The organism is Streptococcus taonis (assembly GCF_029948085.1).
Taxonomy (GTDB): Bacteria; Bacillota; Bacilli; order Lactobacillales; family Streptococcaceae; genus Streptococcus; species Streptococcus taonis.
Window position 1 is genome coordinate 33,090 of record NZ_JARZZP010000007.1, and the last position, 13,279, is coordinate 46,368.

The 13,279-nt window shown below is 37.7% G+C and carries 13 protein-coding genes; 11 read left to right on the forward strand and 2 right to left on the reverse strand.

Annotation, left to right across the window (positions count from 1 at the left end; all coding sequences use genetic code 11):
* Positions 1-263 precede the first annotated feature (263 nt).
* The 3 genes from QEZ38_RS04985 (at position 264) to QEZ38_RS04995 (ending at position 3,219) form a co-directional block, all read left to right on the forward strand.
* Positions 264-1,514: a replication initiation factor domain-containing protein gene (locus tag QEZ38_RS04985; RefSeq protein ID WP_281335209.1), complete on the forward strand. Its 1,251-nt coding sequence runs from the start codon at positions 264-266 to the stop codon at positions 1,512-1,514.
* Positions 1,515-1,592: 78 nt separating this feature from the next.
* Positions 1,593-1,853: a MerR family transcriptional regulator gene (locus QEZ38_RS04990; protein WP_084943978.1), complete on the forward strand. Its 261-nt coding sequence runs from the start codon at positions 1,593-1,595 to the stop codon at positions 1,851-1,853.
* A gap of 100 nt (positions 1,854-1,953) precedes the next feature.
* The gene (locus QEZ38_RS04995) at positions 1,954-3,219 is read left to right on the forward strand and encodes a tyrosine-type recombinase/integrase (protein ID WP_101776914.1); all 1,266 of its coding nucleotides are present in this window, start codon (positions 1,954-1,956) and stop codon (positions 3,217-3,219) included.
* 239 nt (positions 3,220-3,458) lie between these two features.
* Here the strand turns inward: QEZ38_RS04995 and QEZ38_RS05000 are convergent, their stop codons facing one another.
* On the reverse strand, positions 3,459-3,587 hold the full coding sequence (locus tag QEZ38_RS05000; protein ID WP_281335247.1) for a FanG protein: 129 nt from the start codon (positions 3,585-3,587) through the stop codon (positions 3,459-3,461).
* 28 nt (positions 3,588-3,615) lie between these two features.
* Between QEZ38_RS05000 and QEZ38_RS05005 the strand changes: the two genes are divergently transcribed.
* The 4 genes from QEZ38_RS05005 (at position 3,616) to QEZ38_RS05020 (ending at position 7,328) form a co-directional block, all read left to right on the forward strand.
* Positions 3,616-4,230: a CadD family cadmium resistance transporter gene (locus QEZ38_RS05005; protein ID WP_281335210.1), complete on the forward strand. Its 615-nt coding sequence runs from the start codon at positions 3,616-3,618 to the stop codon at positions 4,228-4,230.
* Between the two features lie 11 nt (positions 4,231-4,241).
* Positions 4,242-4,580, forward strand: coding sequence for a Cd(II)/Zn(II)-sensing metalloregulatory transcriptional regulator CadX (cadX, locus tag QEZ38_RS05010; protein WP_153225139.1), 339 nt, complete (start codon positions 4,242-4,244; stop codon positions 4,578-4,580).
* A 507-nt stretch (positions 4,581-5,087) separates the two neighbouring features.
* Positions 5,088-5,222, forward strand: coding sequence for a 50S ribosomal protein L34 (gene rpmH, locus QEZ38_RS05015; protein WP_000831905.1), 135 nt, complete (start codon positions 5,088-5,090; stop codon positions 5,220-5,222).
* Between the two features lie 141 nt (positions 5,223-5,363).
* On the forward strand, positions 5,364-7,328 hold the full coding sequence (locus QEZ38_RS05020) for a peptide ABC transporter substrate-binding protein (protein WP_281335211.1): 1,965 nt from the start codon (positions 5,364-5,366) through the stop codon (positions 7,326-7,328).
* 249 nt (positions 7,329-7,577) lie between these two features.
* On the opposite strand, the gene QEZ38_RS05025 is transcribed toward QEZ38_RS05020, so the two are convergent.
* Positions 7,578-9,422, reverse strand: a complete 1,845-nt coding sequence (locus QEZ38_RS05025) for an APC family permease (protein WP_281335212.1) — start codon at positions 9,420-9,422, stop codon at positions 7,578-7,580.
* 154 nt (positions 9,423-9,576) lie between these two features.
* Here QEZ38_RS05025 and QEZ38_RS05030 point away from each other — a divergent pair, with 154 nt between their 5' ends.
* The 4 genes from QEZ38_RS05030 to QEZ38_RS05045 all read left to right on the forward strand — a co-directional run bounded on the left by QEZ38_RS05030 (position 9,577) and on the right by QEZ38_RS05045 (position 13,276).
* The gene (locus QEZ38_RS05030) at positions 9,577-10,353 is read left to right on the forward strand and encodes a TatD family hydrolase (RefSeq protein ID WP_281335213.1); all 777 of its coding nucleotides are present in this window, start codon (positions 9,577-9,579) and stop codon (positions 10,351-10,353) included.
* Positions 10,350-10,913, forward strand: coding sequence for a ribonuclease M5 (gene rnmV / locus QEZ38_RS05035; protein ID WP_281335214.1), 564 nt, complete (start codon positions 10,350-10,352; stop codon positions 10,911-10,913). Before QEZ38_RS05030 ends, rnmV begins: the two co-directional genes overlap by 4 nt.
* Before the next feature lie 132 nt (positions 10,914-11,045).
* The gene (locus QEZ38_RS05040; RefSeq protein WP_281335215.1) at positions 11,046-12,473 is read left to right on the forward strand and encodes an SseB family protein; all 1,428 of its coding nucleotides are present in this window, start codon (positions 11,046-11,048) and stop codon (positions 12,471-12,473) included.
* Between the two features lie 89 nt (positions 12,474-12,562).
* Positions 12,563-13,276 (forward strand): dimethyladenosine transferase, encoded by a 714-nt coding sequence (locus tag QEZ38_RS05045; protein WP_281335216.1) that lies wholly within the window; start codon positions 12,563-12,565, stop codon positions 13,274-13,276.
* The last annotated feature ends 3 nt before the right edge of the window (positions 13,277-13,279 follow it).

The following is a 13,279-nucleotide window of genomic DNA, read 5'->3' on the forward strand; positions in this document are numbered from 1 at the left end:
TACAGGGGACATGTAAAGACCCCCGTTCCATTTGACCTTGTTCTAAAGCTTTGTAAATTCCACTTTAGGGTAAAATGCTCAATCCCATTAAAACGCTGTTATATCAACGTTATTCTATAACTTTTTATTTAGGGTGATTACTTCCTGAAACTGTGAGAGAATAAAAGCGTAGAAATTTCGCTACATTACAATAAATAGTTAACCAAATCAATATTTACCGCTCGGCTAACTTTCACTCTTTAGGCGGATAGAAAGAAAATAAAATGATTTGTAAAAATGAAATTGAAAAATATCTTAAAAAAGATAGCGACCATAACCCAGTCATTATGACCAGTGTCGATGAAGCTACATTTGTCATCCAACCGACAGAAGATACTGTAGGAGAATATCCTGATAATTGGCATCAAATTGCTTTATCGCTGTCTGAAACAGTAGCAGAAAATCTATCCCTCCCACTTCTATTTGGAGATTATGTTCCACTGAAAACCTCACCAGCAGGCTATACTGATGGCTTTACCTTTCAGAATCTTCCCTATTATTTTGCGATTGCTTGGCATCAGACTAATTTCACGATGGGAATTATCCTGAAATTTTCTGCATCGGCTTTGTCTCACTATAAAGCTTCCTATCAAGACTATTATAGTGAAGCAATTGACGTTCACAATATAGCACAACTGCTGTACGCTGACTATTATGATTTGCGCCTTTCTCGTATTGACCTTGCTGTTGATTACTTTAATTATCCAATGGCTGTCAATGACCTTTACCAAGGGTTAAAAATCAAAAAATATATTATCACCAATCATAAAGGACGTAAAAATATTTCTAACATTAGCGCTCAAGAAGTGAATGGTCAAGCGCAAACGATATATATTGGTAGCAAGAAAAAGAATGTAAATGCTCTGTTGCGGATCTATAACAAGTATCAGGAACAATTAGACAATCAAGGTCGCTATATGCACTTAACTAAGTATTGCAATTCTTGGGTACGCATGGAGGCTTCCTATAAAGGTACTTATAGCAATCAAATTCTAACCTTGTTGCTTGCTATTGATAGCTCTCAAGATTTGAGCAAGCTCATTGTCAACAAAATGATTGATAAATATTGTTTCCATGATGCAGATACTGGTCAACTGTTGCCATTCACTAGTGATTTACTTAAAGGTTTTGGTATCTTCCCAGAGCTTGAATCCTTAAACTCTCGAAATAATGATTTATTAGCAACCATTTCTTATTTGTTAAAAGGTAGCGGATTTTATCCACTTCTAAAGAAAATTGAGGAAATTTGGGGTACGCAAGCCCGTAATCACTTCATCATCAGGTTAGTTCAAGAATACGAATTCAACTACATCCCAAATCCAGATGTTGGGATATGGTTAAACAAATTCGGTGGTGAACTGTCAAAACTAAATTTTAAAGATTTTCTGGAAGATGCCTTTCAAATCTTTTACCAAAAAAACAACATCACTCCTAAAGATTCCGCCAAGAAGCCTAAAAGTGATGTTGCGGATTAGCAAGAGATAAGCAGTAGCTTACCCCTACTGCTATTATCTCATATTTCAATTATATTTACCAAAGAAAGAGAGAATAGTATGTCTAGCAATAATTTTGATTTAAAGCAAATCGAACTCATGCTTCACACTATCATTGAAATGCTAAAGAATTTGAACAGCGAAAAAAGAAGTTCATGCATCTACACACAAAAAGAGATTTTAGATCTGCTCAGTATTTCCCCTAACACATTAAAGTCATGGGAGAATAGAGGTCTAAAACGTTTAGAACCACCTATTGAGGGTACTAGAACCGTTTACTATCATATTGATACTGTTTTAGAGTTTTTAAGCCACAACTAGAAGTGAAATGTGCTAGAATAGAAGTATCAAAAAAGAAAGAAAGTGAGATACTATCTATTTTAGCTTTTTTCAATTCTTCGATTGATTGAGGAGAGCAACTATGAATATAGAAAAAATCATCCATAAAGGCAAAACCGTCCTCAAGAAAGTAAAGGACAATGGCGAGATTAGTTATTCAGTAAAGAGCGTCTATCTAGGCTTAGATATAAAGACTGGAAAACCTGTAAAAACAACTGTAACAGCTAAAACCCTACGATCCTTAGATCGTAAAATTATTCAAGCTAAAATTGATTGGGAAGAAAATGGTTCAACAAGGAAAGAAACTTTTAGCATTGCTACCTTGTCAGATCTAGCTGAAATGTGGTTCTCCAACTACGAAACTTGGGTCAGCTCAGATAACACTCTAAACCGAGTGAGGAACTATCTAGACACCTATATCCTCCCCAAATTCGGACACTATCAACCAGATAAAATCACTTCTTCCGATATACAAAAATGGATTAACGAGCTTGCCCAAAAATCTAAAGAATCTGTCGATGCCGGTAATAAACGAGCTAAAAAAGGAAGCGCAAAAGATTTCGGAGCAATCGCCCACAAATTAAGAGAGATTTTTAATTTTGGAATAACGCATTTTGAACTCAAATATAATCCTGTTCAATCTATCAAGATTCCACCAAAACCAAAAAGCAATCAAAAACGCATTATGGTTCTTCATGATGAAGATTTAACTATCTGGCTAAATTTCGTCGATACTTTACCTAATACTAGGGCTAATCGGCGATTTAAAGTTATCTGCGACAGTCTACTTGCTTCAGGAATGAGAATCAATGAGCTATTAGCTTTGACTATATATGACCTTGATTTTGAAAGTTCTGAAATATTAGTCACTAAAACTCTTGTATGGAAAAATGCAAACCCTAAGTTAGGATTAAAAGGAAAGGTTGTTTGTAAAAATACTCCTAAATCTGATTCAGGCAATAGAAAAATAGCTGTTCCGTACCAAATTATTGAGCAACTTCAAAACTTCCATGATGAAATGAATCTTTATTTCAAGAAGAACGGTCTTTCAAAAAGCAAGTTGATTTTCCCAACAATTTACGGAAACTATATGTGCGATAGGAATGAACGTGCTACACTCAAAAGACGATTACAGGAAGTTGATCTACCTGACTATGGTTTTCACTTATTCCGTCATACACACGCTTCTATGATGTTAAATGCTGGTATGAATTGGAAAGAGTTACAGGTTCGCATGGGACATAAGTCTATCAAAACTACTATGGACATATATGCCGAACTTGCCCCTAAAAATCAAACACAAGCGGTAGATATTTATCTAAATAAAATTGCGGAGCTAACCTCATAAAATTCATGGCAACCTTTTTGGCAACCTCTGACAGTTTTATCCAAATCAATAGCTTATAAACATTGATTTAATAGGGTTTATCACAACTAAAATAGATTTTAAGTATTCCTTACAGAAGTGAAGTAAGCATTCAATACAAATCAATACATAAGAAAAACGCTGATTTTAAGCGTTTTTTTCTTTTGTTAATTTCACTATATTTCAGTTCAATCTCTACCTTTTTTAGATAAATATATCATTTAGATATTGAAATTAAGCCCTGCTATCATTTCGATGGCAGGGCTTTTTAATGTTTGGTACACTACCTTCTTATCTATATTTTGATGGAGCTGAAGTTGACATCTATAAAGTTTAATGTTAAAATATATTCAAAAATATATTTGAGTGAGGTATTTTATGATTCAAAATGTTGTTACTTCAATAATCCTGTATTCTGGGACAGCCGTAGACTTACTTATTATCCTAATGTTATTTTTTGCCAAAAGAAAAAGCAGAAAAGACATCATTAACATCTATTTAGGACAATTTCTAGGCTCTGTTAGTCTAATATTGCTAAGTTTACTTTTTGCATTTGTCTTAAATTATATTCCTAGTAAAGAGATTTTAGGTTTGCTCGGTTTGATTCCAATTTTCCTAGGATTCAAAGTTTTGCTTTTAGGAGATTCTGATGGAGAAGCTATTGCAAAAGATGGTTTGCGCAAAGATAATAAAAACCTGATTTTTCTAGTCGCTATGATTACTTTTGCAAGTTGTGGTGCTGATAATATTGGTGTTTTTGTCCCATATTTTATTACCTTAAATTTAGCGAATTTGATAGTGGCTTTACTTACTTTTCTAGTCATGATTTATCTCTTGGTTTTTTCTGCCCAAAAATTGGCACAAGTCCCTTCTGTTGGAGAAACTTTGGAAAAATATAGCAGATGGTTTATTGCCGTTGTTTATTTAGGATTGGGGATGTATATCCTGATTGAAAACAACAGCTTTGACATGCTAAGGACTGTGTTCGGCTAGGAGAAAAAATTATGAAAAAAGATAGTATATGCCAAGTGAATATTATAAATCAACAAAATGTTACAACCGCAACGAACTACCTTGAAAAGGAAAAAGTCCAAAAATCACTTCGTATTTTATCAAAGTTTACCGATAATAAACAGATAAATATCATCTTTTATCTCCTTGCTGTTGAAGAACTCTGTGTCTGTGATATAGCCTGTTTACTAGATCTCAGTATGGCATCTGCCTCCCACCATCTTCGTAAACTAGCCAATCAAAACATCTTGGACACTAGAAGAGAGGGGAAAATTATATATTATTTTATAAAAGATGAGGAAATCAGAGATTTTTTTAATCAACTAGGATAACAACTATTTTTACGTCTAGAGCGTTTTTGTGTTGTTTAAGAAGAATAGATAGAGGTTTTAGATAACTACACATATTAGTTTTTTTAAAAATGAGATTTAATCGATGATAACTAGAAAGGATTATTACTAAATATCTTGTTTATTGCCAATTAAAAGACGGTAGAATCGTCATCCTACGGTGTTGTTGCTTTTTAAATGCAAGAAGTGACAGAAGGAAAATATAGAAAACACCTTTTACATTTAATAGGCAGGCGGAAGGTTTCAAGAGGAAAAACTTGGAACTTTGAGTGTACCAATTGGGTAAATTACTAGTACATTAGATATTTTATAGATTTCGAAAGTAAATTGGAAGGATTTTCAAATTATCTCCTCAGCAAAAAAGCTGGAAACATTTGTCAGAGCTATTGACAAATGCAAAAGAATCAGATAGAATAGTAAAGTATGTTTAGTAACTGATCACTTTATAGCCGGCTAAACGAATACAAAATCTATGAGGAGGTATTCATCGTGAAACGTACTTATCAACCAAGTAAACTACGTCGTGCGCGTAAACACGGATTCCGTAACCGTATGTCAACTAAAAACGGTCGTCGCGTATTGGCAGCTCGTCGTCGTAAAGGACGCAAAGTTTTGGCTGCATAATCCAAACAAATTTAACAATGAAGTCAGTAGGAACTCGAGTCTACTGGCTTTTGTTTTGCTCTAAAAATATTTTGTATAAGCTTTGTATTTTTTCTGAAATAGTGTATAATATTTCATATACTATATAAATAGAGAATATTTATGAAGAAATCAAAAGCTCTCTTATTAGGGGCTGGAATTTTGAGTGCTAGCTTCTTGATGGTGGCTTGTAGCTCGACACAGTCAAATGCATCTGATAAAACCTATTCTTATGTATTTGCTAGCAATCCAGATACACTAGACTACATTACTTCGACACGTGGCTCGACGTCTAGCATTACGACAAACTTGATTGATGGTTTGTTGGAAAATGATAAGTATGGCAATCTGGTTCCTTCCATGGCTGAATCATGGACAGTATCAAAAGATGGTTTGACCTATACCTATAAAATCCGTCAAGGTGTTAAGTGGTATACCTCTGAAGGAGAAGAATATGCTGAAGTAACAGCTCATGACTTTGTGACAGGCCTCAAGTATGCTGCGGATAAAAAGGCAGAAAACTTGTACTTGGTGCAAGACTCTATCAAAGGTTTGGCGGACTATATTGAGGGGCAATCATCAGACTTTGAGACTGTTGGTATCAAGGCAGTCGATGACTATACTCTCCAATATACCTTAAACAAGCCGGAGTCTTATTGGAATTCTAAGACTACAGGTGGAATTTTAAGTCCAGTCAATGAAGCCTTCTTGAAATCTAAGGGGGATGAATTTGGAAGTGTAACTCCGTCTAGTATCCTGTCAAATGGACCTTACTTGTTCAAATCATTCACATCAAAATCTTTAATTGAGTTTGAAAAGAATCCTAATTATTGGGATAAGGACAATGTGAAGATTGATAAAGTAAAACTTTCCTTCTATGATGGTTCAGACCAAGATAGTTTGGCTAGAGGTTTCTTGGAAGGAAACTATACAGACGGTCGTATCTTCCCAACAAGCTCTGTGTTTGATCAGTTGAAAAAAGGGAACGAGGACAAGATTACTTATACTCCTCAAAATGCTATAACCTTCTACTATCTTTTCAATGTTAATCGTCAAAGTTACAAGCAAACTATGAAACAGACGGATAAAGAAAAGACGGATTCTCGTCTAGCCATGCAAAATAAAGACTTCCGTCAAGCTATTAACTTTGCCTTTGACCGTCATGCCTATGCTGCACAGACAAATGGAGAAGATGGTGCTGATCGAATCCTTCGAAACACAGTCACACCAAGTAACTTTGTTCAAATCGGTGGCAAAAACTTTGGAGATGCTGTCAATGAAAAGATGGTCAACTATGGTACAGAGTGGTCTAACATCAATCTGAACGACGCTCAAGCTGCTTTCTTGGATCCTGAAAAAGCCAAGGCTGAGTTTGCCAAGGCTAAAGAAAGTTTGCAGGCAGAAGGTGTGACCTTCCCTATCCACTTGGATATGTTGGTTGATCAGACTGCTAAGTTGGATGTACAGCAAGCAAGCTCCTTCAAACAGACCGTTGAAGCAACGCTTGGATTAGATAATCTTGTTATTGATATCATTCAATTGTCTCCAGATGAGAAAGACAATGCTACCTTCTTTGCGGATACCGCCGATCAAAAGGACTATGACATCGACATCTCAGGTTGGAGTGGGGATTTCTCAGATCCGAAAACCTATCTTGATCTCTTGGATCCAGACTCTGGTTCTCAGTTGAAAAATCTTGGCTTGACTCCAGGAAAAGACAATGAAGTCAAGGAAAAACTCGGTTTAGCTACCTACAAGGAGTTGTTGGATGCAGCAGATAAAGAGAATGAAAATACGCAAACACGTTATGAAAAATTTGCCGAAGTTCAAGCTTGGTTGACAGATAGTGCTCTCTTCCTACCAGTTCAAAGTGGAGGGGCTAATCCTATCTTCCGTAAGACAGTTCCGTTTACAGGGGCCTTCTCATTTGTTGGGCACAAAGGAGATGCGGACAACTACAAATATGTTGAATTGCAAAAGGAACCTGTGACAGCTAAACAGTACCAAGAACTTTATGAAAAATGGCAAAAAGAAAAAGCTGAGTCTAATAAAAAAGCCCAAGAAGATTTGGTTAACCACGTTCGATAGAAGAAGGTTATCAATAAAATTTTAATACTCTTCGAAAATCTCTTCAAACTGCGTCAACGTCGCCTTTCCGTAGGTATGGTTACTGACTTCGTCAGTTCTATCCACAACCTCAAAGCAGTGCTTTGAGCAGCCTGCGGCTAGTTTCCTAGTTTGCTCTTTGATTTTCATTGAGTATAAGTCTAATTTTAGGGACTAGATTCAGAAAAAAGGCATTACCAGGAGCTTATTGGTTCTGGTAATGCCTTTTCTTTATTCTTTCAAATGATATGAATAGCTAGCAATAACGACATCTTCGTGCCATCTGAGAGCATATTTTAATTTAAGGCTCATTTGATTGTGGAGGATATTTTGCCAAGGTTTGTTAGGGATAAACTGGGGTACAAGAACTGTAACCGTGTAGTTCTTTTTCTTGGCTTCTTGAGATATTTTTCGAACATATCGAACTGTAGGTGTGATAATATCGCGATAGCTGGTATTAATGTTTTTAAGAGTAATATTTGGGAAGTAGTCGGCAAATTCTTGGAGGATTTCTTGGTCTTTTTCTTCGGTTTCCTTGGTGGAAATATGCATGGCCAAAACTTCATCTCCGATGCTTTGAGCGTAATTAATCGCTCCAACACTGACTCGAGTAACATTTCCCACTAATACAAGAACGACATTGCCATCGTAGCTTTGCTTTTGAATCCCTTCATAGAGTCGAAGTTGTTTGGCCACTTTTTGGTAATGACTGTGGATGGACAGAAATAGGAAGGTTAGGACCAGGATAATTGGGAAGAATGGCCAGATATCTCCAAGCCTGAAGAGGAGTAGAATAAGGACGATAGCGTAACAAATGATAGCGCCGAGGATGTTAGCAAAGGCAGACTTTAAGAAATGAGAGCCTTTTTCTTTTTTCCAGTGGCGAATCATCCCTGTTTGAGAAAGTGCAAAAGGAACGAAAACTCCGATAGTATAGAGAGGAATCAAGCGTTCTGTATTTCCGTTAAAAATGAGCAGAAGAATCATAGCGCCAAAGGCTAGTGTTAAGATACCATTTGAGTAACCTAGGCGGTCTCCCTTCTCCATAAAGAGATGGGGCATGTACTTGTTCTTGGCCATATTGTAAGCCAACATCGGAAAGGCAGAAAAACCAGTATTTGCAGCAACGGCTAGGATTAGGGCTGTTGAGAATTGGAAGAGATAATAAACAATCTGACCGAGAGTAGAATCCCCTAAAATCCCTTTAGCCATCTGTGAAAGGATTGTTTCTCCGTGTTGAGGTGTAATCCCCATCCAGTAGTTTAGGAAGGTAATTCCTGCAAATAGAAATCCAAGAATCAGAGACATGATAGTAAGCGTCTGGGCTGCGTTTTTCTCTTTAGGAGTCTTGAAAAATGGAACAGCATTTGAGATAGCTTCAACTCCAGTTAGTGAAGCTGAACCGCTGGTAAAGGCTCTTAAAATCAGGACGATTGAGAGACTTGGGACAGTTTGACCAATTGCAGAAGTTGCATGATAGCTGAGAGAACCTGTCAACAGTTGGAATAAGCCAAATAATAAGAGGAAGACCGTGCTAAAGATAAAGAGATAGACAGGGATCATCAGAGAACTAGCAGATTCCCTCAAGCCTCGCAGATTCAAAAGCATGAGTAAACAGACCAAAAAAATGGAGATGTGGAGGTTGTAGGGATGGAGAGCAGGAAGTGCTGCTGTGATCGCATCAGCTCCTGCGGCCACGGATACGGCTACTGTTAGCATATAGTCAACAAGCAAGCTTCCACCGGCAATCAAACCGAGCTCAGGAGATAGATTTTCTCGTGTTACCATATAGGCACCCCCACCTTGAGGGTAGGCGTGAATGATTTGTCGGTAAGAAATGGTTAGACTAGCAAGTAGCAAGAGGACAAAAATGCCGATAGGAAGACTCCACCAAATAGCGAGGGGAGAAAGACTAGCCAAGACAAGAACGACCTGTTCAGGTCCATAAGCGATAGAAGATAGGGCATCACTTGAAAGCATTGCAAGTGCCTGTGTTTTTCCAAGTAGTCCTCCCTCGCCTTCAGTTAAGGACTTAAGGGGACGACCAATAAAGGTATATTTTAATTTCGTAAACATTTTCTTTCCTTTTCTGAAAATTTCAACAAGAGTTATTATACTGCTATGAAAATAAGTCGTCAAGAAAAAGTGAGTGATTTTAAAATATTTTTTCCTATAAGGATGAGAGCAGTTTTTTGGTATAATAGAAGGTAGAAAAAACGAGGGAATATACATGATTTTTGATACACATACCCACTTGAATGTGGAAGAATTTTCAGGAAGAGAAGCAGAAGAAATAGCCTTAGCAGCTGAAATGGGTGTGACTCGGATGAATATTGTTGGTTTTGACAAACCGACCATTGAGCGTGCTCTAGAATTAGTGGACAAGTATGACCAACTCTATGCGACAATTGGATGGCATCCAACAGAAGCAGGGACTTATACAGAAGACGTTGAGAAATACCTGTTGGACAAGCTCAAACATCCTAAAGTGGTTGCCTTGGGTGAGATTGGTTTGGACTATCACTGGATGACAGCCCCTAAAGAAGTGCAGGAGCAAGTTTTCCGTCGTCAGATTCAGCTATCTAAGGAACTGGACTTGCCTTTTGTGGTCCATACCCGTGATGCGCTAGAAGATACCTATGAAATTATCAAAAGTGAGGGAGTCGGTCCCCGTGGTGGCATCATGCACTCCTTCTCAGGTTCTCTGGAATGGGCTGAAAAGTTTGTGGATCTGGGTATGACTATTTCCTTTTCTGGAGTGGTGACCTTTAAAAAAGCGACAGACATTCAAGAGGCGGCCAAAGACTTGCCTTTGGATAAGATTTTGGTAGAGACAGATGCGCCTTACTTGGCACCCGTTCCCAAGCGTGGTCGCGAAAATAAGACAGCTTACACGCGCTATGTAGTGGACTTTATTGCAGATTTGCGTGGCGTGTCGATAGAAGAATTAGCTGCTGCGACAAGTGCAAATGCGGAACGAATTTTTGGACTGGAACGTAAATCATGAAAAAGAAAATTTCCCAAGTCATCGTAGTCGAAGGGCGTGATGATACGGCCAATCTCAAACGTTATTTTGATGTGGAGACCTATGAGACTCGTGGCTCTGCTATCAATGAGCAAGATCTTGAACGAATCCAACGTCTACACCAACGTCATGGAGTGATTGTCTTTACTGATCCTGACTTTAATGGGGAACGCATTCGTCGGATGATTATGACAGCTGTTCCATCAGTACAACACGCTTTTCTCAAACGTGATGAGGCAGTTCCTAAGTCCAAGACCAAAGGACGTTCCCTAGGAATCGAACATGCCAGCTATGAAGATCTAAAAACAGCGCTGGAACAAGTCACAGAGCAATTTGAAGCGGAAAGTGACTTTGATATTAGCCGTAGTGACTTGATTCGATTGGGATTTTTGGCTGGAGCAGATAGTCGAAAACGCAGAGAATATCTAGGAGAGAATCTTCGTATTGGTTATTCCAATGGGAAACAACTTCTCAAGCGTTTGGAATTATTTGGCATCAGTTTAGCTGAAGTTGAAGATGCCATGAAATCGTATGAGAATTGAGAAACCGTCCCAAAATGTAGGGGGAATATGATACAATAGAAGTAAGCATATACGGTTTAATCAGGCTTGATAGCAAGCATTAGAAAAGTGCTCCACGGGATTAATCTTGCTTGGAGATAATGAGGAGAAGTTATGGGAATCTTTGATTTTTTAAAAAAGATGGAAACTGCAGAGGAAACTGAAATAACTGAAGCACAGAAAGAAAGAGAAAAATCTAAAAACAATGCATGTATTGGAGTTTTAGATTTGTTCCCGATGAAGGAAACGAATCAATTATTGATTGTTGGGAGTCTAGAAGGTAGTATCAAGGTTGGAGATCAGTTGCAATTTTGCAATCCCGACCAAGGAATGGAAAGTCTTGGTAGTGTAGAGGTTAAAAAACTCAGCAGTCAAAACAAAGATGCAGATAGTCTAACTGATGAAGTTCTCGCGCATCTAGTGGTTGATAGGATTCCTTCTTTGGATAAACTGAAAAAAGGAAGTGTGTTCTTTAGTTCAGGTGTCGAGGAAGAACAAAAATTATCTAGCTATTCAGATGCTCTTTACCGTGCATTTGTAGCCATCCAAGAGGGCCAATTAACAAATGAAGACTATTTGGCTGCTAGCCTTGATGACAGTGTAGAGATTTTACGTCTCTTTTTATGGAAATGCCGTCAAAATCAGGAAACTGAAAGTGAAGAAAGCTATCAAGCTAACACCCGCAAGTTGGAGCGTCTAGCAGAAATTGTCAAGGATAAGTTGTTAGCAGCAGATTCAGTTTATGCAGTTTATTCGGAAAAAACAGGCGAACCTTATCTTTTCTCAACAACCTATGACAGGGGAGAAGAGGGGTATCTCTGTACGGATCCCATGATCATGCTTTTGACACCATCTTGGTATCGCCAATTCAAGGAAACCATTGATAGTCGACCAAACTCTGTCGTAAAACTGATTGAAAATAGGGAAGATAAAAAAGGGATTGAGAATTTCCTTGGAACAGCCTTTTACTTAAATGGTGCCTTGGGAGCAATCTTTAATTCCAAGGAAGTTAGCATCAGTGCCTCGGCCTTGGTTCAAAAACCAGATTATTCTAATTTGCCAGAAATACAAGTTCCTGTAATGAATCCTGACCTAGTAAGATGGATGTTGTTGATGGGACAATTGGATAGCCCGACTACAGAAGATGAAGAAGTAATTTATAAGCTCTATTATAAGTTCTTTTCAGAAGCTATGCCGAAAGCTAAATTCCTAATTCCTCTAGATGCGGCTTCGGAATTTAAGGGCGATAGTCAGGAAGGAAATTCCTTCGTTTTAGAAAAAGATTCTAGTTTCAACATTCCAGTCAAAGAAGGAAAAGATGGCAGAAATTCTGTGCCGGTATTTACCGATTGGAAACGTCTGCGAATGGTCTTTGACGAAAAATGGAATGGCATGATTGAAGAAGCGGGAGGCATGATTGAAGTTTTTGACTATGCCATTAATCCAACGGAATACTATGAAGCGGGTGCCTATGTTAGTCTAACAGCTTTTAAAGAGATGCAAGAGCTCAGTGAGGAACTAGAAGGCAGAGCTAAAGATTAGAGAGTTTCTTTACATTAGGAAACTATATAGTTTTATCTACATCCTACTTGAACCACTAACCTTTTTCAAAGATTGTGAAAGGAAATGATATGGCAAATAGAACTTATATTTACTTAAAAAACGAAGATGAAGCTCGTATTCTAACAGAGGGAATTTACATAATACCCTATTTTTGGCAATTGTTTTGGGATGAAGAAGATTTAAAATCTCCTATTGCTCTCTGGGAAACAGCAGAAAAACTGGAAGAAGATGAAGAGCAAGCAGAAAGATTTTACCAAGAGCAGAATGTAGATATCTTGCTTTCTATTGAAAAATTCCAGCAGAATGCCCTCAAAAACCGATCTTTTTTAGAAAAGAATGCCCCGCAATCCGTGCAACTATATGATGCCTTTATTCGTTATATTCTTGCAAACGTAAAAGATGGTGATGTGCTCGGATTTGATCTTTTAGATGTTGTTTTTATGGACCAAGTGTCTGTAGTCGCTGATAAACTGTTAAAAAATATCCGGGCTATTCGGGAAAATCAACCCAAAGATTTAGATTTTTCTTTGACAGAAGAGAACTTAATTGGTCTTGCTATGGGCTTTCCTGACTATTATGCTTCAGAATTATTGCCAGAAGACAATATTCTAGATTCGGTTGCCTATCAGAATGAACTGAAGAAAACGAACCCCCAAGAAGATAAGAAAATGCTTGATATGACTGGATCTGATTCAAAAGGGAACAAGCCTCGTGTTCTTTTAGTGTTTTGGATTTTGTTGGCACTAGGAATTATGTGGGTTTTATATATTATTTTTAGCTAATAA